The organism is Treponema denticola ATCC 35405, from assembly GCF_000008185.1.
GTDB lineage: Bacteria > Spirochaetota > Spirochaetia > Treponematales > Treponemataceae > Treponema_B > Treponema_B denticola.
The window spans coordinates 2,710,298-2,731,208 of the sequence record NC_002967.9; the positions used below are offsets into that span (position 1 = coordinate 2,710,298).

Annotated in this window: 17 protein-coding genes and 1 pseudogene; 7 read left to right on the forward strand and 11 right to left on the reverse strand. The window is 37.5% G+C overall.

Annotation, left to right across the window (positions count from 1 at the left end; translation table 11 throughout):
- The first annotated feature begins 52 nt into the window (after nucleotides 1–52).
- On the forward strand, nucleotides 53–1,393 hold the full coding sequence (locus tag TDE_RS12585; protein WP_002667136.1) for a tetratricopeptide repeat protein: 1,341 nt from the start codon (nucleotides 53–55) through the stop codon (nucleotides 1,391–1,393).
- Between the two features lie 69 nt (nucleotides 1,394–1,462).
- Here TDE_RS12585 and TDE_RS12590 read toward each other — a convergent pair whose 3' ends face one another.
- Both TDE_RS12590 and TDE_RS12595 read right to left on the reverse strand, forming a co-directional pair.
- Nucleotides 1,463–2,170 carry a DUF2715 domain-containing protein gene (locus TDE_RS12590; RefSeq protein ID WP_002667131.1) on the reverse strand — a complete coding sequence of 236 codons (708 nt, stop codon included), beginning with the start codon at nucleotides 2,168–2,170 and terminating at the stop codon, nucleotides 1,463–1,465.
- A gap of 87 nt (nucleotides 2,171–2,257) precedes the next feature.
- On the reverse strand, nucleotides 2,258–3,070 hold the full coding sequence (locus TDE_RS12595) for a DUF2715 domain-containing protein (protein ID WP_002680718.1): 813 nt from the start codon (nucleotides 3,068–3,070) through the stop codon (nucleotides 2,258–2,260).
- Nucleotides 3,071–3,216: 146 nt separating this feature from the next.
- Here TDE_RS12595 and TDE_RS12600 point away from each other — a divergent pair, with 146 nt between their 5' ends.
- From TDE_RS12600 to TDE_RS13390, 3 genes are read left to right on the forward strand one after another with little or no spacing between them, the layout of a single operon-like run.
- Complete coding sequence (locus tag TDE_RS12600; RefSeq protein ID WP_002667127.1) at nucleotides 3,217–4,107, forward strand: DUF2156 domain-containing protein; 891 nt, start codon at nucleotides 3,217–3,219, stop codon at nucleotides 4,105–4,107.
- Between the two features lie 20 nt (nucleotides 4,108–4,127).
- The gene (locus TDE_RS12605; RefSeq protein WP_002673523.1) at nucleotides 4,128–5,441 is read left to right on the forward strand and encodes a threonine synthase; all 1,314 of its coding nucleotides are present in this window, start codon (nucleotides 4,128–4,130) and stop codon (nucleotides 5,439–5,441) included.
- A gap of 5 nt (nucleotides 5,442–5,446) precedes the next feature.
- A complete protein-coding gene (locus tag TDE_RS13390) occupies nucleotides 5,447–5,581 on the forward strand; it encodes a hypothetical protein (RefSeq protein ID WP_002673521.1) in 135 nt (44 codons plus the stop codon).
- On the opposite strand, the gene TDE_RS12610 is transcribed toward TDE_RS13390, so the two are convergent.
- The gene (locus tag TDE_RS12610; RefSeq protein ID WP_010957290.1) at nucleotides 5,578–9,183 is read right to left on the reverse strand and encodes an alpha-amylase family glycosyl hydrolase; all 3,606 of its coding nucleotides are present in this window, start codon (nucleotides 9,181–9,183) and stop codon (nucleotides 5,578–5,580) included. The genes TDE_RS13390 and TDE_RS12610 overlap by 4 nt on opposite strands.
- A 177-nt stretch (nucleotides 9,184–9,360) precedes the next feature.
- On the opposite strand from TDE_RS12610, the gene TDE_RS12615 reads away from it, so the two are divergent.
- Nucleotides 9,361–10,245 (forward strand): DUF4349 domain-containing protein, encoded by an 885-nt coding sequence (locus tag TDE_RS12615; protein ID WP_002680721.1) that lies wholly within the window; start codon nucleotides 9,361–9,363, stop codon nucleotides 10,243–10,245.
- Here the strand turns inward: TDE_RS12615 and TDE_RS12620 are convergent.
- From TDE_RS12620 to TDE_RS12655, 8 genes are read right to left on the reverse strand one after another with little or no spacing between them, the layout of a single operon-like run.
- Nucleotides 10,242–10,865: a hypothetical protein gene (locus TDE_RS12620; protein ID WP_002680722.1), complete on the reverse strand. Its 624-nt coding sequence runs from the start codon at nucleotides 10,863–10,865 to the stop codon at nucleotides 10,242–10,244. The two genes, TDE_RS12615 and TDE_RS12620, sit on opposite strands and share 4 nt — an antisense overlap.
- Entirely contained in the window at nucleotides 10,862–11,200 is a 339-nt protein-coding gene (locus tag TDE_RS12625) for a hypothetical protein (RefSeq protein ID WP_002667116.1), read from the reverse strand. The genes TDE_RS12620 and TDE_RS12625 overlap by 4 nt, the downstream gene beginning before the upstream one ends.
- Nucleotides 11,181–13,151: a FapA family protein gene (locus TDE_RS12630; RefSeq protein ID WP_002667114.1), complete on the reverse strand. Its 1,971-nt coding sequence runs from the start codon at nucleotides 13,149–13,151 to the stop codon at nucleotides 11,181–11,183. The genes TDE_RS12625 and TDE_RS12630 overlap by 20 nt, the downstream gene beginning before the upstream one ends.
- A gap of 8 nt (nucleotides 13,152–13,159) precedes the next feature.
- Nucleotides 13,160–13,948 (reverse strand): RNA polymerase sigma factor WhiG, encoded by a 789-nt coding sequence (gene whiG, locus TDE_RS12635; protein WP_002667112.1) that lies wholly within the window; start codon nucleotides 13,946–13,948, stop codon nucleotides 13,160–13,162.
- A 24-nt stretch (nucleotides 13,949–13,972) separates the two neighbouring features.
- The gene (locus tag TDE_RS12640; protein WP_002673509.1) at nucleotides 13,973–14,641 is read right to left on the reverse strand and encodes a hypothetical protein; all 669 of its coding nucleotides are present in this window, start codon (nucleotides 14,639–14,641) and stop codon (nucleotides 13,973–13,975) included.
- 47 nt (nucleotides 14,642–14,688) lie between these two features.
- Nucleotides 14,689–15,576, reverse strand: a complete 888-nt coding sequence (locus TDE_RS12645) for a MinD/ParA family protein (RefSeq protein ID WP_002680723.1) — start codon at nucleotides 15,574–15,576, stop codon at nucleotides 14,689–14,691.
- 1 nt (nucleotide 15,577) lies between these two features.
- The gene (gene flhF / locus TDE_RS12650; protein ID WP_002673507.1) at nucleotides 15,578–16,945 is read right to left on the reverse strand and encodes a flagellar biosynthesis protein FlhF; all 1,368 of its coding nucleotides are present in this window, start codon (nucleotides 16,943–16,945) and stop codon (nucleotides 15,578–15,580) included.
- Between the two features lie 43 nt (nucleotides 16,946–16,988).
- Nucleotides 16,989–18,047, reverse strand: coding sequence for a pyridoxal phosphate-dependent aminotransferase (locus tag TDE_RS12655; RefSeq protein ID WP_002680725.1), 1,059 nt, complete (start codon nucleotides 18,045–18,047; stop codon nucleotides 16,989–16,991).
- Between the two features lie 228 nt (nucleotides 18,048–18,275).
- Here TDE_RS12655 and TDE_RS13330 point away from each other — a divergent pair.
- Nucleotides 18,276–19,109: pseudogene (locus TDE_RS13330) on the forward strand (Rpn family recombination-promoting nuclease/putative transposase).
- A gap of 154 nt (nucleotides 19,110–19,263) precedes the next feature.
- Nucleotides 19,264–20,874, forward strand: coding sequence for a CTP synthase (locus tag TDE_RS12670; RefSeq protein WP_002667101.1), 1,611 nt, complete (start codon nucleotides 19,264–19,266; stop codon nucleotides 20,872–20,874).
- The last annotated feature ends 37 nt before the right edge of the window (nucleotides 20,875–20,911 follow it).

Here is a 20,911-nt window from a genome sequence, read left to right on the forward strand (position 1 = left end):
ATTCAATTCACCTTCCATTGACATATCTTAAAATAAAACGCATAATAGGAGAATGGTATCGACTATTATTATTTCCTTTTTTATTATTATTATTGCTGTTGTTATCCTTGTACTTGTAGCTACACGAAGCAAATCACCCTCTTCGGGAGGAAGAAAGAAAGTTAAAGGCAGAGCCGTTTTAATGAAAGAAGCCTCACGCCGCTTAGCTCAAAACCCTCATGATATTGAAGGTTTATTTATAATGGGAGATATTTATTATCAAGACCAAGACTGGGAAAAGGCGTATACGGCATATTCGGCCTTACTGGATAGAATGAAGCCGCTCGAAATGAATAAGCAGCTGGATGTCGCTATCAGGTACGGTATCTGTGCCCTAAAAACAAACAGGCTCCCCGAGGCAAAAAAAGGCTTTCTTCTTGCAGAAACAATCAATCCTAAAAATCTTGATGTAAGCTATAACTTAGGCTATATCTATTACCTCGAAAAAGACTATGAAAAAGCCGTTAAGTTTTTCAAAAGAACCTTGATACTTGAACCAAACAGCTTTTTGGCAACAAAGTATCTTGGATATACTTTACAGCATTTGCATAAATACACCGAAGCCCTCCCGGCTCTAAAAAAAGCCCTGGATTTTAAACCCGATGATAAGGAAGTTTTGTTTGCAATGGGCGAATGTTTTTATGAAACGGAAGCGACCGACCGATGCTTAAAAATATTAAACCATCTCAGAGTAGATCCCGTTTTCGGACCTCAAGCTTCATTATACACAGGTATGATAAGAGCGAAGGCCGATCAGTTGGAAAGAGCTATCGAAGACTTCCAAATAGGTTTAAAGCATACGGGAATACCGATGGATATTTCTAACGAGCTAAAATACAGATTAGCTCAAGCCTATATAAAGACTCAAGAAATAGGTCAAGCCCTTCATCTTTTAAAAGAAATACAATCCATAAGCCCCGGATACAAGGATGCTGCAACCTTAATAATGAGATATCAGGAATTAAATAAAAACAAGAACTTACAGATATACCTAATGTCGGGACAAAGCGAATTCGTAGCTCTGTGCCGCAAAATTGTCGCCCGTTTCTATCCGAAAGCTAAGGTAAAAATAGTGGATATTTCCGTATTGGCTGCCTATACCGATATAGTTGCCGAAATAGATACATCCCGTTTTTCGGATACGGTTATTTTTAGATTTTTTAGGTCGCAAGGAACGGTAGGGGAGCTGCTTCTTAGAGAGCTGCATGCACGGCTAAAAGAAGTCAAGGGCGGAACAGGAATATGTATGAGTGCCGGAACCTTTACTGAAGAAGCTGTTAGGTTTTCTGAAGGAAGGCCATTGGACCTATACGACAAAACAAGACTCTCAAACGTTTTAAACTCCTTAAAATAAAACTTTATTTACCCAATAAAAAAGGCAGCCCATTTAAAGGACTGCCTTTTTGTGTAAAACAATTAAAATCTATAACCTGATAGAAAGGCCTAACTTTAAGTTTACACTGTTAGCAATAACCTCTTTTATGTTGTTCTTAGTGTTGGAAACCGTATATTCTTGATTTCCAACTTTAAATGTTTTTTTAACTTTTAAAGGAGCAAAATAAACCGTATCTGCAATACCGCCATAAATACCTATCATATCTGTAAAGTAAAAACTGGCTAAAACATTTACACCTACACCGAACATGACATCCAATTTGTCGTAACTAATATCCTGACTAGCTATAGAAACAGTCTGAGTAGCCTTCATAGCATTTAACCCTAGTCCGCCGCCCAAAAAGAGGTTAAAAGGCGTTTTTTTAAACAAGGTTATGCCGACTCCAAGCTGAGAGTCAAGAATAAAAGCATTCTTCACTACAAACTTATCTTTTTCAGCTGTTGCTCCCTTCATAAGATCGGTATGGTTTTTTCCGGGGAAGGCAATTTGAGCCATTAAATAAATAAAACCCGCTCTAAGATCAACAGCAACTCCTGCGGCATTATTCTTTTCATCTTTAGCATTTTTTAATGCATTTTGTACATCATTACTAAATGTAGAAAAATTACCCTCATTTTTTGTGTGAACAAAATAATTCGTAAAGGCAGGGCCGAACGAAATCGCAAAATCTGCAAATGCAAAAACGGCAGATGCAGCCAGAATAATCAAAACTAAAACTATCTTCTTGTGCTTCATAATAAACCTCCTATAAAACACATTTTTCTGTTTATAAAACAGAACCATATTCAAAACTCCGGATAACCGGAATTTGTTACAATTTTATTAAAGCTTAAAAGCTACTCCAAGCCTTACAGAAAAATTATTTGCCCAAGTTGACTTTATTAATTTTTTAATATCGCCTGAATTTGTGTTTGTTTCTGAATTTATAGAATACGTAAAGGGTATTCCATTCTTAAGCTTGCCGCTATAATAGCGCTGATTTGCAAGAGGTAAAAAATATATCGTATCCTTTAGGTCTAAGCAGATTCCAATCTTAGGCATAAAAAAGTATTTTATACCTATGTCCGCACCAAGACCTATCATACCCACACTTCGTATTTCCTTTAGTGAAGTAACATCAGAAAGACTGCTAATAAAATTACCGGGTAAATCACGTGTAGTTCGGATATAGTTTATACCTAATCCGCCTCCGACAAAGATATTGAGTGGAGAACTTTTCATTAGAGTAATACCTACACCTATCTGGCTGTCAAAAATAATAGAGCCGTTTATTTTATCACTAATTCCCTTCTCCTTTAGTTTTTGGGCAAGGGGATCAAAACCGGAAGATATTTCTTTAAGAGGAAAGCCTACATTTATATTTGCATAAATATAGCTCATCTTAAAAGAAAGACCAACCATAAATGCGTTATAGGAATCTTTTGCTTTTATACTACCTAACTTTAAGTTACCAGGTCCTATAAGAGCCTTCAGTTCAGCACTTAAGTTATCAGCAAGTTTACCTGTATCATAGTTGTTCACTATGGTATAATTCATATAACCGATACCGACATCACCGGAAATATTCATAAAATCAAAGGCTGACAAGGAAAGCATACAGCTAAAAATTGCAATACCCAAAATATTTTTTTTCATAATTATCCTCCAAGATAAAATTTTATTTAAAAGCATAATCGTATATTTTATATAAGTATAGCCCACTATTAACATATTTTCAACCGGATGTAAGTATTTTTTTTATATCTATTGCCGTTTTTGCTTAAAAATAGTAGGATATATGCATGAGTATACCACAGTATCCCGAATTTGCACCCATTTCGTTGGACATGCAGTCCGAAATGGAATTTTACTTAAAAAGGCTTCCTGACGGAATCTCGGAGCTTACTTTTTTAAATTTATACCTTTTTAGACATAATTATAAATATCAGGTAACAAAAACCGAAAAATTATTGATAATAATAGGTGAATATAAGGGCGAAAGCTTTTTTATAACCCCATGCTGTACTGTAGATGTCGAAATAACAAAGGAATTATTGGCAAAATATAAAAAATGGATGATTCTTTCAAAATCTTTTTTGGATAATAACACAAATGTATTCAACCTGCCTTTTTTAAAAGAACTAAAAATTGAAGAGGACAGGGATAATTTTGATTATGTTTATTTAAGAAAGGATTTGGCCGAATTAAAGGGTAAGGATTTTCATAAAAAAAAGACCCATATAAACAAATTCGAAAAATCTTATGACAAAATAAAAATCGAACCTCTCACCCTTGAAAATGTAGAAGACGCCAAAAAGGTTCTTGAAGAATGGAATAGTACAAAACCGGACTCAAATCCTGAAAATTCCGACTATGAAGCAGCCTTGGAAGCCCTTTCAATTTTAAGCAGGACCTCAATGATGGGTATAATTCTCTATGTTTGGAATGAACCTGTGGCTTGGACTCTTGCAGAAATAACACAAAACAATAAAACTGCCGTTATTTTATTTGAAAAAGCCTTGGCATCTTATAAGGGAAGTTTTCAGTACATTAATTATGCCTTTGCAGGTTATCTGCCCGAATACATAGAATTTATCAACAGAGAGCAGGATTTAGGCGATGAGGGCTTAAGACAAGCAAAAATGACATATAAACCGATAAAATTCATAAAAAAGTATAGAATTTTATCTTAAATATGATACAATAGGAAAACATGGATTTAGTAAGCACACGAAACAATAATAAGATTGTATCCTTTTATGAGGCAGTAACAAACTGTATGCCGGCAGACGGGGGGCTTTATATACCCAAAGAAGCCTTGGACTTAAGTGATTGGACCTATCATCTTAACGAAACTTCAAGTTTTACATCTATTACGGGAGCCTTAACCTCTGCAATCCTGCGAGAGGAATTCAGCCCTGCCGTTTCGGAACGTATTGCCGTTTCAGCTTTTGGAAATTACAGTCCGAGGGTGCGCCAATTGGATGAAAGACTCTTTTTGCTGGACCTTTTTCACGGGCCGACCGGCTGCCACAGAGATTTCGGCTTTTTATGGTTTGCTTCAGTTCTTGAACATATTTTAACCATAACCGATAAAAAAGCCATAGTTTTAGGAACAGGAACCAAAAAAAACGGTCAAAGTATGGCGGCCGCTTTTTGGAACAAAAAAAGGGTAAAGACTCTTTTAATTCACCCCAAAGGTTATGCCTCCGGTATACCGGAAGAATATTTAGCAGAAAACGGCGGCTCTATTTACTCTGTAGAATGTGAGGGAGATGTAAAGGATGTCGAAAACTTAAAAAGGTCCGTATATCTTGACAGAAATCTTGTAGAAAAATACGGTCTGACTTTAGCAAATACTGTAAACATAGGCAGACTTTTACCCCAAATATTTTTCTATTTTTATGCTTTTACCCGCTTTAAAAAACACATTTTCGGCGAAATCTATTACGCCCTTCACTCCGGTAATTACGGAAACCTTGCAGCGGGGCTTTTTGCATGGAAGAGCGGTCTTTCCTTAAACGGGTTTATTACCGATTCTACGCCTGAACTATCGGTAAACAAGGACGGAGACTGCTTTTGCAAAACAATGGAAATTCCTTTGAGCCAAAGAAGTGCAGCAGATCCTGTAAGTCCCTCAAATATTGAGCGCTTGGAACAGATTTTTGAAATAAGCCCGGCAATTATGAAGGCCTTGATTTTTCCTAAGCAGGTAGATCCGAAGGATTATAAGGAGCTCATAAGAAAGGCCTATCAACGATATGGAATTATGATAGATACTTCGACGGCTGCAGCCTATGGAGCCGCCATCAAAAGTAAAATTTTAAAAAATAAGGGCCCGGAAACCCTTGTTCTTATTTCAAAAGATCATCCGGCCTTTGAAGCCGATATAATCGAGGAGGCCTGCGGCGAAAAACCTAATCAACCGGAATACATGAGCGGTTTAGACAAACCTATAAAAAATATAAAAAAGATACAGGCATCTAAAAAAGAAATTGAAAATATGCTAGAATATATGGAGAGGTAGTTTTTATGTCATATAAACTTGATGGAGCTAAATTTCCCACACTTGAAGAACTGGTAGAAGCCCTCTACCCTATTTATTCGGATAAAATGAGTGAGGAAGAATTTAAAAAATATGCAGAAGAAAACGCCGAAAAAGACTAGGCCTTTTCGCTTGAAAAATCAATAATATTTTTTAATTTATATTCGGCAGCCGAAAACATCTTGGTCATATCCGAATAGATACCTGCATAAAAGTTTAAAGATAAAATATTGCATTTGAATAGACTATCTTCAGGCCTTTCTTCCCATACAAGTTTAAACAAAATATTTACCAAAATCAGCCTTTCAGTAGATTCTTTATTAAACCAAATTTCCCCATTCCACTCGTTTAAACCTAAATAGTTTTTTATTACTTCATCATGTACACAAAAATCCATAAAATCCTTAACGCAATCCTTGCTTGAACCCGAATTTTCAAAAAAGTTTTTCTCAGTTTCAGGTAAGCAAAATAAGCGGCTTAACAAAAATAAGGTACTTTTTGAATTTACTTCGGGAAGCCCGAAAGAACAAAGCAGCTCGGCAAAAGCAAGATCAAAACGGCACAGTTTAATCTTTTCTTTAGGGAAAAATTTAAACAGGGCTGACAATAAAAGACTGGCCATATACAAAAGTACATTCTCTCTTGTGTCAAAAACCAAGGTCTTAAGAGCATTTATAAAGAGCCGTTCTTGGGTCTTAAGACTTTCATCCTTAATATTTTCATCGATCAAAGAAGGCTCATTTGAACAAAGATATAAAAAGCAATCAATAGAATTTTTAAAGCACAAAGTACGCATCTTGTTTTTTTCTTTAATGGTTTTTAAGCTTTCTTTTTCCTCATCGTAATGAAAGGTTTCAAAAAACACTTCTTCAAAGGTAGTAAAAAAATTCAATAATCTCGGGTAAAGTTTTTTTGATATATCTTCAATTTTTTCTGATACATCTTCAATTGCTTCTTTTTTATAGGTACCACAATAATCCGAAATTTGAGGGAATAAGTCTTTAGCGCATAAATCTTGAATAGTATTGTAAAGACCGCCATACTTACATTTATTTATTTCAAATTCAATATCTTTAAAACCCCGTCCGTCCGCTTTTTGATATAGCTCCCTATAATAGCCCTCATCATCCTTAATCTCATTGATATTTAAAAATACTTGGCATTGATAACCGTCCAAAGCTGCAAAAAAGCCTTTTTCGGCAAGCTCGGAATTTTTTCTTAAAAAGAATAAGGAAGAACGCTGCTCATAAAACACCGTAAAATAGTCCTCTCCCGAATTTAAATTAAGAGAGTCCATAAGATTTTCCTGCCTTAATTCTTTTTCATTTTGTGCATTTTTTACGGCAAAAGCCGCCGAAAGTTGTATCCAGCCCGATGCTCTTTCATAGGCATTATTATAAAAAATCAATGAGCGCTCTCCGTTAAAAAAATTCGACCAAACAAAAACATTTTCGTTTACGCTTCCTTCATTCCAAAAATCAAAGAGTCTAAATTTTTCAACGCCCGAAAAAATATATCGTTTTTTTAAAAGAGGAAAAATTCCCTTTTTATGTCTTTCAAGCAGGCCGGAGTTTACAGCCTCATCCTTATAAGATCTTCTATATTCCATGCCGTACTTTTCGGTAAAGCCTTCTAGCTGACCGTGTCCGAACATGGGAAGCCCCGGCATAGCCGACATCATCGTGCAAACACCGAAGTATTTATCTCCGTCCCCGAATTGGGCTATAGCAGTTTCTTCATCGGGGTTATTCATAAAATTGACATAACGCCTTAACACCTCAGGATCGAATTCGAGGGTATTTTTTATGGTTTCCCTGTATTTTGCGTTTTCTTCTTTTTTGAGCATATTCATAAAGGCGGAATTATATACGCGGTGCATTCCGAGGGTGCGGACAAAATAGCCTTCCATCATCCAAAAAGCTTCGGCAAGTAAGAGGGTGTCGGGGGCTTCTTTTGCACAGCGGTCTACAACCTCTCTCCAAAATTCTTTGGGGATTCTCCTTTCAAATTCTTCAATAGAGAGGGCATAGCGGGAGCGGCTTGCAATGTCTCCGCCTGAACCTGGAGCCGGATACCAGAGGCGGCGAATATGTTTTTTAGCGAGAACCATAGCGGCATCAAAGCGTATAATAGGAAAATTCCTTGCGACATGGAGAATTTTTTGAATAACCTTTTCGCGGGCTTCACTGTTTAAAAAATCTATTTGGGCCGTATCGTTCCACGGGAGGCCGGTGCCGTCATTTCCATGATAAATATAGCGTACATCCCCGGAATAGTTATCGACACGCTTAAAAACTACGGCACAGTCCGTCTTTGAATAGTAACCGTTTTCAAGATAAACGCTTGTTCTTTCATCCCGGGAAAGATTTTCACCATCATAACTATATGAAGGAAAGGGCTTATCCCTTGTCTGCAAAAATAGATTCGGCTCTTCCATAATCCATTTGGAATCAAGGCCCGTATGATTGGGAACCATGTCGGCGGCCATCCTGATTCCGAATTTCCAAGCTCTTTCTCGTAAATTAGTCAGAGCCGGCCAGCCGCCTAGTTCTTCTGCAATGTCATAGTCATAGATACTGTAGGCACTTGCGGCCGCATCAGGATTTCCGCAAATTTCTTTTATACGGCGGCTCGCCTCGGAACGCTGCCAAACACCGATTAACCAAAGCCCGGTAATTCCCGAATCTGCAAAAAATTTAAGCTCTTCATCGGGGATTTGATCGAGACGCGTAATCGGGGCGGAATATTTTTTACTTAACTGATCCAGCCAAACCAAGGTGCTTTTTGCTATTAAAACCAAGTTGGGCATCCAATTTTTATCGGGAGTAAAAGCCTCGTATTCTTTTAACAGATTTTCAAAGGTGTAGACCGGAACATCAAAGCTTCCTCCTTGAGGCGGAGCCCAGCCGGCCTTGTCTTCTTCCCTTATTAAGTCCTCGGCACCCAAAACCTTGAGTAAAATATTTTGTGTAAACCGGCTCCAGTTTTCTTTTACATAATTAAGCTGGCCTAAAATACTGTCGGGACAGCGGTTCATAGGTTCTTCCAAAAAAGAAAGAATATCAAGGCCGCTTTGTTCTTTTCCTAATCGGCGTCCTATGGGCCTATTTTTTTTTGACCATCTTTTTACCGTATCCCAAAAAATGCCGTAGGAATCTATTGTTTTTAAATTTGAATTATTAAATAAAACTTCAAACTGTGCATTTGCAGGATTTCTATTTGCAAGACAGAGTAAAATAAACTCTTCAAAGGCCAGCACTTTATTGGGTACATTTGATGAACCATCATTTGATTCAAACCACTCATCTAAGGAGAGCTTATCCGTGTAAACATCCTTTGGGGGGAAATCTTTACAAAACTCTTTTAATAAAAAATCAAGACTATGAAGACTTTTATTTTTAAATTCTTCTTCGATAAATTCATATCCTTTAACAAAAAAATCGGCATCAATATTTTGACGGTAAAGCCTTAAAACATAATGAAGAACTTCATCTAAAATTCCCATCGCATTTAATTCGCCTGCTTTTAAATGAGCTTGACCTTCTCCAAAAAGGCCTTCCTTTACAAGGGAATTAAAATTAAAAACAAAATTATGAACTTCGGAAATATTTTCAAATATTACATTTCCGCATGAAGAAAAAAGAACCGACCTTAAATTACACTTTTTGCGGACATCTCCGTTAATGTGAAATTCCATTTCTTGAAAAAAAGAGTCCGTACTCATAGCTGCTCCTTCATCGATTGTATTATAACACACCTTCAGTCTTTTTGTAAGGGAATGCAGTTTTTTTGTTTAACTGCAAAATACTTGAGCAACGTACACCCTTGTACACTTCTCAACAGCTCCCATTGTAAAATAAAATAAATTATGTTAAACTTTTGCCGATGGGGGATAAATAAGATGAAAAAAAAGGCTTTTATTTTTTTATGTTTAAGTCTGGTACTAAATCTTTTTCTTTCGTGCGGAGGGAAAAAGGCAGCTTATGAAACAGGTAAAAGCACCCGAGCTGAAAGTTACATGGCCGAATCCAAAAGTTCATCATCCGATTCTGCCTTTAAGGAAGACAAAAAAGAATCTGATGCAGTAAATACTGCAAGTTTAGATAACGACAATATCGAAAGAAAACTTATAAAAACAGGTTTTATAGAATTTGAAACCGAGGATATAAAAAAAACAAGGGAAACAATCGAAAACCTTGTAACAAAATATCAAGCCTATATAAGTCAAGAAGATGAACAGCATTTTCAGTCTAATATTAGGCAGACAATCAGTATTAGAATACCAAAAGAAAATTTTGATAATCTTTTAAATGAGCTTACTATAGGTATTAAAAAACTTGATAATAAAAACATTACGGTTGAAGATGTTACGGAAGAATTTGTAGACGGACTTGCCCGGTTAAAGGTAAAAAAAGAAACCGAACAAACTTATTTAAAAATTCTAAGCCAAGCAAAAACGGTAAAAGACATTTTAGAAGTGCAAAACCAAATTCAAGATTTACGCTCCGATATTGAAGCTATTGAAGGCCGTTTACGTTATTTACAAAAATCCGTAAATTACAGCACCTTAAATATTTCAATGTACCAAATTATCAATAGCAGTATAGCAAGACCTTCCTTCTTTACCAAGGCCCTCAATGCCGTAAAGGAAGGAATAGGTCTTTTTAGCGATATAATTATCGGCATCCTTTATCTTTGGATATTTATACTTATAATTATAGCTGTTGCGGTAATTATCATCAAAAAAAGACGCAATAAAATAAAGGAAAAATCTTTAGATAATTAAGTATTCATCGAAATAATCAGCTCTATTTCGCCGGTAGGAAGAGGGACTTTTTCGGCTATCAGCTCTATTGAAAGGCCTTTTTTAGCCATTTCAATTATCTGTTCCTTCATTGAAGCAGTTTGGTCGGGGACAATTCCCGATTTAGGGGCCAGAATTTGTTTTGTATATATCTTAATAGGTTCGTTATCGATAGGCGGATTTTCTTTTTTATTCACTTCTATTGAACGCTCCGTTTCTTTTACACTCTCGTTTGAAATTACGGGCTTTTTAGTTTTTACAAAAGCATCCGGATCAAGTCCTGAAAAAGCATTAGCTTTAGCCGCCTCGGCAAGGCTTTCGTAAACCCTCTCGGCAGCGCTCCGTTTTTCTTCTTCTTTTCCCGCAAGCAATATACGCTTATCCAGCTCAAGGACAAGGCTGTTCACTTCCTTAATCTTGTCTTCCATTATTGTAACGGACTGATCGGTTTGAAAAGCAATTTGAGCAACAAGTTTTTGAGTTTCATTTTTTATATTATTGATTGAAGCCCTATCCGAAAATTGATTTTTAAACTTAAAATAAAAAAAGAAGATTAAAAAAATATTTAATACCAATAAAACAATCGCAATAACTGTCATCATCCTGAAATATCCACTCTTTGTCCCAATGAAGGGTCTTTTATATATTCTTCGCTATCCGGTTCCTGCTCAATTTGAGCCGTGTTCTGCTTTTTTGGATGCTCCCCTCCCTTATTTTCCTCATCGGGAGACCTGCCGTCCTTATTGATTCTAAGATTATTATTACTGTCGGAATCTACAAGCTGAACGGTACTCAATCTTTTTTCTGCATCGATTTTATTTTGCTGCTGCTGGGCATCCTTTACCATAGAAGCAAGCTGCTGTTCGGCCCCCTGCTGTTTGCCTACCTTAGCCATTTGAGCATATAGAGTTTGCAGATCAATTGGTTGAATAGCCACTTGGAACCTTCTTAAAATCCTCTTCGTTCTCTTCTTGATACTTTCCGTAACGCACAATTCCCTTGTCAAGATAGAATGTAGTAGCCTTACAATCCATTCTTACATCCTCGGTGGTATCCCGTATAACTATGCGTACTCCCGGATATACATGTCCGGAAGCGGAAACCCTGCCTTGATTTTTCAACGTATTTAAATACTCTTTTATTTGGGTAATTTCTTTTTGTACTTCGTGAATATCGGTTTGAAGAGTATATTTATACTCGTTCATCTTGTTATAGTTTTCTTCTTTATCTTTTGGAAGCTCTCCCCGCTTGGATTTAAGCTCTTCAAGGCTCATTAGATTAAGCTTTAAATCTTCCAAGCTTTTTTGATCCATTTCCTGTTTTTGGAGCAAGAAGTTTAAGCGCTCCTTGCTTTTCGGGTCAAATCCTACACTTAACATAAGATCGTTTCCGCCTGAAACACTTCCTAAATTCCTTGCCGAGATAGATTCGGAGGCGCTTAAATTGCCGCTTATTATATCTGCCTTCTTTCCGCGGCATATAATTTTACGGTTAGCCATTACATTCGATTTTATAATACCGTCCGAAACAATAACCATGTCTCCGGCTTCAACAACATCGGTGTTTTGAATAAATTTAGACCAGATAGATTTGCCTGCTCTTATTACGCCGCCTTCTTTGCCCATGATACCCTGACTTACAACTATGTCGCCTTCGGTATCAAGCTCCGCCCTGCCGACCGAGCCCTTAACTTCTATATTTCCCGAAGCCTTTATAACAAAGCCGTCATCTACGTTTCCGTTTACAAAGACCGAACCCAAGAATGTAATATTTCCGGTTCTGATTGAAACATCGCCTTCAACTACATAGATTTCTTGTACGGTAATCTTATTTTTGACTAAAAGAACCTGTCCGTTTACTTCTGCAACTATAGTTAAACCATCCGCAGCAATCTTTGTATTTTTGCCCACGGGCATTGCAACATCTTTTCCGTTAAGGGCCTCAAGATATTTTCCTGTAACGGTTTTTCCCGCCTTTCCTCTTTGAGCCGGGACCTTTTGAGCTACAGGCTGTCCTTCAACAACGTTTTGAATAAGATTTAATTCCTTAAAATTGATTTGCCCGGAACGGGTTTCCTGCAAGCGGACCCGTGTATTATCTACCTCAAAATTATAAATAATCTTTGCATCGGCTCCGTTTTGAGGAGCTATGCCTTCCGCTACCAGATAATCTTCACGATAAACGGGAGAATCTTGGAATTGTTTGACCCTCTCTTCATTTATTCCGACTATTATCCTGTTATTCTTTAAGAATGCGATAATGGTATCTGCGGAAAGATCGACGCCTCCGGTTGTCGGGGGTGTAACATAAAGATAAGCCTTCATTTCGTCATCGCTTATGTTGACAACCATTGCAGCATCATTGCCCGGGATTCGTTTATAAGGAGCAACCCTGACATACTCTCCGGTTTTCTCCTCCAATATGGGATTAAGAATATCGTCCTCCGGAATGGGGAGAGCCCTGTCCCTAAACTTGTTTCTGGCAGCCTTTATATCGAAAGCATGGCCCGTACCTGAGGGAGCAGTTACCTTAAAGTAAATACCGTCGGCTGCACAGAAAACATATCCCATTCCGTCTTTATTAATAACAGTTCCATCTTCAATTATATCTTCGGTCTCAACCTTTTCGTCTTCGATATTTTGCGGCTTCTTTACTTTTACGGTTTCGTAGGCTCTTATCTTCCATTCTTTTGGAACTATAGCAAAAAAACCTGAAGCACCTTTTTGCAGAATCTCATAGTCTATCGATGAAACGGGCATACCTAATTGTATAGCTGCGTTTGCAAGGGCCTCATCAAGGGTTTCTCCGCTTATATCAACAAAAAAACGCCCGGAATCCAGTTCGTGCATTTCAGACATTTTTTCCTGTATTTGATTAAGCCTAACCATAATCCCCCCTATTTTATGCCCTTTGTAACATTAGAAAGCTTAGCTCTCAATTTTATATTTGCGCTTGTGTGTATCTGAGAAACTCTGGACTCGGTTACATGAAGGACTTCTCCTATTTCCCTAAGAGTCATATCCTCATAATAGTACATAATTAAAACTTTTTTCTCTCTATCAGGTAATTCTTTAATAGCTTCAACTATTACCCTCTTTATGTCTTCACGCTCTACAATCACATCAGGGTTCAAAGAAGAAGGAGCTTCAATTATGTCTCCTACCGAAAACTCTTCCGAATCATCATTAGAAAACCTTAAATCGGTCAAAGAAATAACGCTTGTTGCAGATATTTTAAGCAGTAGAGAGTTATACTCTTCAATATCCAAGCCCATTGCATAGGCTATCTCTTCGTTTGAGGCAGAGCGGCCTAGACGAGCTTCCAAGTCGGCAATTGTTTCTTCAATTTCGCGGCTTTTTTGACGTACCGAGCGGGGAACCCAGTCTATAGATCTCAGCTCATCAAAGATAGCTCCCCTTATTCTATTAACGGCGTAGGTATTAAATTTAACGTTTTTATCGAGATCATATTTTTCTATAGCATCCAAAAGGCCGAAAACGCCGTAACCGACTAAGTCGTCAAATTCTACATTTGTAGGCATTCCTATACCGACTTTTCCGGCGACGTATTTTACCAATGGAGCATACTTTAAAATAAAATATTCTCTGATTTTAGGATCTGAGGTTTTTTTGTATTTATCCCAAAGTTCTTCTTCAGGTATATTTTCATAATCCGTATTTGCCATTACCCACACCTTTTATTTTTTAATTTATGAATCCCTTTTAAGCACAGTACGAATAGCATTTACCATAGTATTCGTATCCATCCCTGAACCCGCTAAGTCCGTTGATACATCAAATGCGGAAGTTCCTCTTTGAGTAAAGTCCATCTGATCATCTTGCTCAGGTTCATCTTCAGGTATAAAATCCTGCAAGTCGGGAAGTTCTTCCAATTCTTTTACAGTATTTTTTTCTTGTTTTTTTTCGGTTCCACTTGAAACACCGTTTTTTGATGCAGAAGCTTGTGAGTCATCCTTTATATTCTCAAAATCTTCATCGATCAAGTCAGCGTCACTCAGCTCTGTGGCATCATCCGATATCGAATCCTCATCTACCGGTTCAGCCTCTATCATATCCGATTCCGGATCGTATTCTTCATCATCTATAAACGGCATTTCTACGGGTTCATCGATACTTATATTCAAATTTTTACCGGTTTCTGTTTTTGCCGATTTCTCAGCATTAACGGGCTGAAATAGATCCGGCACAAAATGATCCAAAAGAATCTGAGCCCCTAAAACAAAGCCTCCGCTTATCAAAGAGATGATAAGTGAACGCAAGAGTATCGTAGAAAAGCGTACCCCGCTTATCAGCCCTAATAGGAAAGACAGAGCCAAAGCAGCTATTGTACATATGAGGGGAATTCTAAATTTTGCCACGACTCCGGTAACCTCCTAATTTTAAATTAAAAAACTTAAATCTATTCCTACTTTCTTCCAAACAGTTTTTGTAAAAAGCCGGAAAGGCCTGAATATTCATTATAATCCGTTTTTTCAAGTTTTGCAACTATGTGACGCAAACAACTCGCTGCTTTACTTTTCGGAGCAGATATAAAAAAGGGCTTTTGCTTTAAGACAGCCTGTTCAACCGCAGGATCATTGTAAATAAAGCCTAAGTACTCGACTTTTAGGTTTAAAAACTGGGCTACTATCTGTATCATGCGTTCAGCTATTTTTTTCCCTTCAAGGGCGGAATTTACACGATTTACAACCATTTTTAGGTTTAAATCATAGTTTTCAACTTCGGTTGCGATTATTTTTATAATTCCGTAAGCATCGGTTATAGCCGTAGGTTCCGAGGTGGTAACAATAACAACCTCATCGGCGGCAGCAACAAAGCTGAGGACGTTTTTGGAAACACCTGCACTGGTGTCGATTATTATTATATCCGCCTCTGCAAGGGTGTATAATTCTTTAATAAAATCGGACCTTTCGGCTTCTTCCATATTTGCAATCTTTGAAAAACCTGAAGCTCCGGCAACAAATTTTATTCCGTACTCCGTATCGATTATGATATCCGACATTTTCTTTTGTTTTTTCATTACATGATAAAGATTGAATTTCGGAATTATGTTCATCATAACATTTACGTTTGCAAGGCCAAGATCCGCATCGATTACAATAACGTTTTTTCCCATCTTGGCATAAGCAATAGCCATATTTGTTGAAATATTTGTTTTTCCGACTCCGCCCTTTCCGCTGGTTACGGCAATAATCCTTGACTTCCTTTTAGGAGGAAGGTCTGAAAGCACAGCCTTATCACTGCTGTTTTTATTTTTCATTAATGTTTTTAAATCTTCTGCCTGATCCGTCATCTTAGCTCCATACTATAGAAATTTCGTCATTGAAATTTTCATTGATATAATCCAAAGAGAACCCTGTAAGTTTCCTTAACAAAACAAGCTTGGAAGCCCTAGCTATATCCTTGGGTACTGTTTGGCCTTCGGTTATATAGGCGACAGGAATCTTGTATTCATCCAATACACTGATAATACTGCCAACATGAGCCGTTTCATCAAGCTTTGTAATTATAAGGCTCGAAAAATTAAAAACGGAATATTGTTTTATTATTTCGATTATGTCGGCAGCCTTAGTTACGGCACTTACTACAAGATGGGTTTCAATCCGGCCCGGCTCTATCTCATCGAAATACTTTTGCATCTCAAGTATCTTTTCGGGATCGGTCGGACTTCGCCCTGTCGTATCTATACATATAATATCGGCAGAATCCTTATATAGATCGAGATATTTGTGTAAATCTAATGGATCGGTTGCTATGATAAGCGGAATGCCCATGTGCTCGCAGTATTTTTTTATTTGAAAGGCCGCACCTATTCTGTATTGATCGATAGTTATTACCCTCACATCAAGAGAGCGCTTTTCAAGCTTAGAAACAGCCAAAATATAATAGGCAGCAAGTTTTGCAAGAGTTGTAGTCTTTCCTATACCTGTGGGCCCGACCAAGGCAATAAGTTTTTGCTTTTTAGAAGGATCGTCATTGTTTGTTTCTTCAAGTTTTATCTGTATGGAAGAAGCTATCCAGTCAAGAACTTTTTTTTGGACAAGCTCAAAATCGTTTAATTCGGCTAAACTTAAATTTTTAGATATCTTTTCTTTTATGGAGCGGATATATTTAGCGGTAAAATCATTTTCTTCCAAAAGAGCCGCAATTTTCGAAATATTTTCATGCTCCTGGGAAGGAGAGTTCTTTAGCCTTATTTCTTCTACCAGCCTCTCAACGGTTTCTGCAAGGTTTTTAAACTCCTTAGATTCAATATCGGTTTTTATTGGAGAAGAGCTTTGATTTTCAAGCTTTTCGATATAGGGCATCATCTTCTCGGCCATTTCTTCCGATTGAGCCGCAGCCAGTTTCATTATTTTTAAACGCTCTTCTGCAAGATTTGCCGGAGAATAAGGTTTTATGGGAGCAACAGCTGACTTAGATTTAACTTCTTCTTCATTGTTTGAGAATTTGGGAACGAAGGCTTCATTTTGAATATTAAAACTCAACCTTATCGTTTCTTTATTAAAAAGACTAAGGAAGCCTTCATTTCTTTTTACCTCGCGGCGGGTAATCATTATATTCGGCCCATACTTTTCTTGAATTTTTTGAATACACTTTTCGTATGTTGAAGCTTCCTCGACAAATGTTTCCATAATAAACTTTATACCACCCGAAGCCATTATAAAACATTTTTATAAATTTTACAATACAGATACGGGATGTTTATTTTGACCTTTTAGAGCTTATTGCGTTAATAAATTTACAATTATCTTTATGAGAACGTACGGCAATTCTGATATGATTATCTCCGAGAGTTTTAAAACTGCTGCAGGTTCTGATTAAGATTCCCTTTTTTTCAAAAAACTTTAAAGCATCTTCATCTTTTGCATTTAAAACTTTAAGAAGAATAAAATTGCACTGACTTTTATAAGTTTGTAATTTTATCTCGCCGCTTGTTCCGTATTTTTCAATATTTTCGAGCAAAAAAACTCTTTCTTTTTGAATATAGGCCTTGCTTTTTGCTATAAAGTCCTCATCAAAAAAGATTGCAGGAGCGGCAGCTTCTGCAAAGGCGTTTATGTGCCAAGCCATCTCGATTTTAGAAAGAGCGGCTGCCGTATCGGTTGAGGTACAGGCATAGCCTAAGCGTATCCCCGGAAGACCAAAAAATTTGGTTGCAGCCCTTATTATACAGATATTTTTATAGCCGTCTTTTTTAAACAGAGCTATGCTGTCATAGTCAGGCGGGCAAAACTCGTAAAAAGCCTCATCTAAAAGCAAAAAAACCCCTGTTTTTTGTACAAGAGAATAAATTTGTAAAAGAGCAGTTTTTTCTATTCTTAAGCCTGTGGGATTATTCGGATTCCCCAAGATGAGAAGGTCGCCCGCCCTCAGTTTTTTTTCAAGGCCGGCAATATCGGGCAAAAAATCGGGAAGATAAGGAAGCTCTAAAACCGGTTTATTATGCACAAGAGCCCTTAATCCGTATTCCGAAAAACAGGGCGTGCATAAAACAACCCTCTTAAACATTGAACAAAAATTATCGATTATTTCTACAGCCCCATTCCCCAAAACAATATTTTCAGGTCTGCATTTTAAATATTGAGCCGTTACCTTTTTTAGCGAGCGGTAACGGATATCGGGATAAACCAAAAGGTTATTAAAAGAGGCACTTAAGGCCTTTTTTAAGCCCTTAGGTGCCATTAGAGGATTTATATTACTACTAAAATCAATTAAAACTTCGTCCTTCTTTTTATAGGACAAAACCCCGCCGTGTTCCAAACCATACCGCCTATTAAATTATCTTTAAGGATTATAACAGATTTTTAAGAGAATGGCAAATAACTTGAACTGCATTGATTACAAAAATCTTTTTCTAACTTACTATTTTTTTCAAATATTTTCTATAAATATAATGGGGAGGAGAAAAATAAAAAAATCAAGGAGAAAAAAATGGTAAAAAGGTTTGAAGATTTAACACTACAGGATGACTTTATGTTCTGTAAAGTTATGCAAAATCCTGACTTATGCAAAGGACTGATTGAAATGATACTATCAGCTACAATAGGTAAGATTGCTTATATTTCGGTACAGCACAATATTAACACATACGAACAAGCAAAATCCGTAAGGTTTGATGTTTTAGTGCAGACAGAAAACGGTAAATTCTACGACGTTGAAATGCAGGTAAGCAACGAGAAGAATATACCTAAAAGAATTAGGTTTTATCAAGCAGCCATTGATATTTCCTTCTTGGATAAGGGGAATTTCTATAACAATTTAAATGACAGCTTTATAATTTTTATTCGTGCGGAGGTTTTAATACCCCGACGCTCTGCGTCGTAACAAAGGGTATTAAAACCGACTGCAACCACCTTATGAGAACAACAACCCCGATGCTCTGCATCGGGGTTGTTGATTTGCACTTTTGATGCTATCGGTAAAAACAAACCTGTTTATACTTTTGAAAACATCTGTCTTGAAGATAAAAACACATCTTTACAAGATGGAACAAAAAAGGTTATAATAAATGCAGAGGCCTTTAAAGACACTGAAAACAAAGAATTAAAGGAATTTTTAGAATACCTTAAAACAGGTAAGGCAAAAAGTGAATTTACAAGGAGGATAGAAGAAATGATACAAACAGTAAAACAAAATGAACAAGCAAGGCAAGAATATAGATTAATGTCTACTTTTGAGATGGACGCTAGATATAAGGGATTTTCTGAAGGCTTAAAGCAAAAATCAATAGAAACCGCCAAACTTATGAAGCTAAAAAACTTTGATACAGCCTTAATTAAAGAAATAACCGGTCTTCCCGAGTCCGAAATTGAAAAGCTGTAACCTAGATAGACTCACAAATTTTACCTGCTAAATTGCAGTTCGTATAATTAAATTCAAACTGCCCCCTTGCGGATAAGTCAAAAATAAGTTATACTAAAGCACGGTTGGAAGCCTAAAAACGGCTCAGCCGTTTTTTTTTGGTCGGGGGAAAATTATGAAATCTAAGTTTATCTTTATAACAGGCGGAGTTGTTTCATCTTTAGGCAAGGGCCTAACGGCAGCTTCTATAGGAATGCTTTTAAAAAGCCGCGGATATTCCGTAGTCAATCAAAAATTCGATCCGTATTTAAACGTAGATCCGGGTACCATGAACCCCTACCAGCACGGTGAAGTCTTTGTTACGGAAGACGGGGGCGAAACAGATCTCGACCTGGGCCACTACGAAAGATTTACCGATGTTCCCCTGCATAAATTTAACAGTACCTCAGCCGGAAAAGTCTATCTAGCCATTTTAGACAGAGAAAGAGCCGGAGGCTATAACGGCGGCACCGTACAAGTTGTTCCTCATGTTACCGACGAAATCCAGTCCCGAATTCTAGGAACGGCTGAACAAACAGGAGCCGACTTTGTTATTTCCGAAATAGGCGGCACCGTGGGAGATATAGAAGCTCTACCCTTTATCGAAGCTATCCGCCAAATCCGCTACACTGTCGGAAAAGAAAACTGCATGTTTGTTCACTTAGGCCTTTTACCCTATCTAAAAGAATGCGGCGAAATCAAAACAAAGCCGATGCAGCACAGCGTAAAAGAGCTTTTAAGTTTCGGTATCCAGCCGGACATTCTAATTTGCCGAAGCGAAAAACGCCTTTCAAAATCGACTCGAGAAAAACTAAGCCTTTTTTCGAATATTCCTCAAGATGCAATAATCGAAAACTTAACTGCAAAATCTATTTACGAAGTTCCGCTGATGCTGGAAGAAGCAGGCCTTGGAAAAGTTTTATGTAAGCTTTTCAATATTGAAAATAAAGAGCCTAATCTGGAAGAATGGAAAAAAATGGTTCAAACCTACTACAATCCCGAAAAAGAAATAACCATTGCCCTTGTAGGAAAATATGTAGAGCTTCCCGATGCCTATCTCAGCGTTGCAGAGGCCTTAACGGCAGCCGGTATTTACCATAAAACCTCAATCAAACTTCTTTGGATTGACTCCAAAAAAATAGAAACTAAGGAAGATGCTGCTGCCTTTTTAAAGGATGCAGACGGAATCATAGTGCCGGGAGGTTTCGGCGACAGGGGCATCAACGGAATGCTTTTAACGGCCCAATTTGCCCGCGAAAATAAAATTCCGTATTTCGGAATCTGCTTAGGTATGCAGATTTCGGCCATCGAATATGCCTTAAACGCCCTGCACATCGAAGAAGCTAATTCTTCCGAATTCGATAAAAATGCTAAAAATCCCGTCATAGACCTAATGCCCGATCAAAAAGATGTAAAAATCGGCGGCACCCTCCGCCTAGGCCTATACAGATGTATGATAGCAGAAGGCTCTCTCGCAGAAAAGGCCTATAAATCCCACGAAATCCAAGAAAGGCACCGTCACAGATACGAGTTCAACAACCTTTACAGAGAAAAATTCGATAATTCGGATATGATTTTTTCGGGGCTAAATCCTGAACGCAACTTAGTGGAAATCGTTGAGCTAAAAAGCCATCCTTGGTTTGTCGCCGTACAATTCCATCCGGAATTTGCCTCAAGGCCCAACAAGCCCCATCCCCTGTTTAGGGATTTTATCAAGGCTGCAGTCGACAACAAAATCAACCGATAGCCTCAAAAAAAAGCCCCTTTTAAAAGGAGCCTTTCTA

Excerpts from the sequence above, each read along its gene's own strand:
- TDE_RS12610 (WP_010957290.1), bottom strand. The coding sequence starts at position 9,183 with ATGAGTACGGACTCTTTTTTTCAAGAAATGGAATTTCACATTAACGGA.
- TDE_RS12620 (WP_002680722.1), bottom strand. The coding sequence starts at position 10,865 with ATGATGACAGTTATTGCGATTGTTTTATTGGTATTAAATATTTTTTTA.
- TDE_RS12600 (WP_002667127.1), top strand. The coding sequence starts at position 3,217 with ATGAGTATACCACAGTATCCCGAATTTGCACCCATTTCGTTGGACATG.
- whiG (WP_002667112.1), bottom strand. The coding sequence starts at position 13,948 with ATGGCAAATACGGATTATGAAAATATACCTGAAGAAGAACTTTGGGAT.
- TDE_RS12670 (WP_002667101.1), top strand. The coding sequence starts at position 19,264 with ATGAAATCTAAGTTTATCTTTATAACAGGCGGAGTTGTTTCATCTTTA.
- TDE_RS12615 (WP_002680721.1), top strand. The coding sequence starts at position 9,361 with ATGAAAAAAAAGGCTTTTATTTTTTTATGTTTAAGTCTGGTACTAAAT.
- TDE_RS12585 (WP_002667136.1), top strand. The coding sequence starts at position 53 with ATGGTATCGACTATTATTATTTCCTTTTTTATTATTATTATTGCTGTT.
- TDE_RS12595 (WP_002680718.1), bottom strand. The coding sequence starts at position 3,070 with ATGAAAAAAAATATTTTGGGTATTGCAATTTTTAGCTGTATGCTTTCC.
- TDE_RS12590 (WP_002667131.1), bottom strand. The coding sequence starts at position 2,170 with ATGAAGCACAAGAAGATAGTTTTAGTTTTGATTATTCTGGCTGCATCT.
- TDE_RS12605 (WP_002673523.1), top strand. The coding sequence starts at position 4,128 with ATGGATTTAGTAAGCACACGAAACAATAATAAGATTGTATCCTTTTAT.
- TDE_RS12630 (WP_002667114.1), bottom strand. The coding sequence starts at position 13,151 with ATGGTTAGGCTTAATCAAATACAGGAAAAAATGTCTGAAATGCACGAA.
- TDE_RS13390 (WP_002673521.1), top strand. The coding sequence starts at position 5,447 with ATGTCATATAAACTTGATGGAGCTAAATTTCCCACACTTGAAGAACTG.
- TDE_RS12645 (WP_002680723.1), bottom strand. The coding sequence starts at position 15,576 with ATGACGGATCAGGCAGAAGATTTAAAAACATTAATGAAAAATAAAAAC.
- flhF (WP_002673507.1), bottom strand. The coding sequence starts at position 16,945 with ATGGCTTCGGGTGGTATAAAGTTTATTATGGAAACATTTGTCGAGGAA.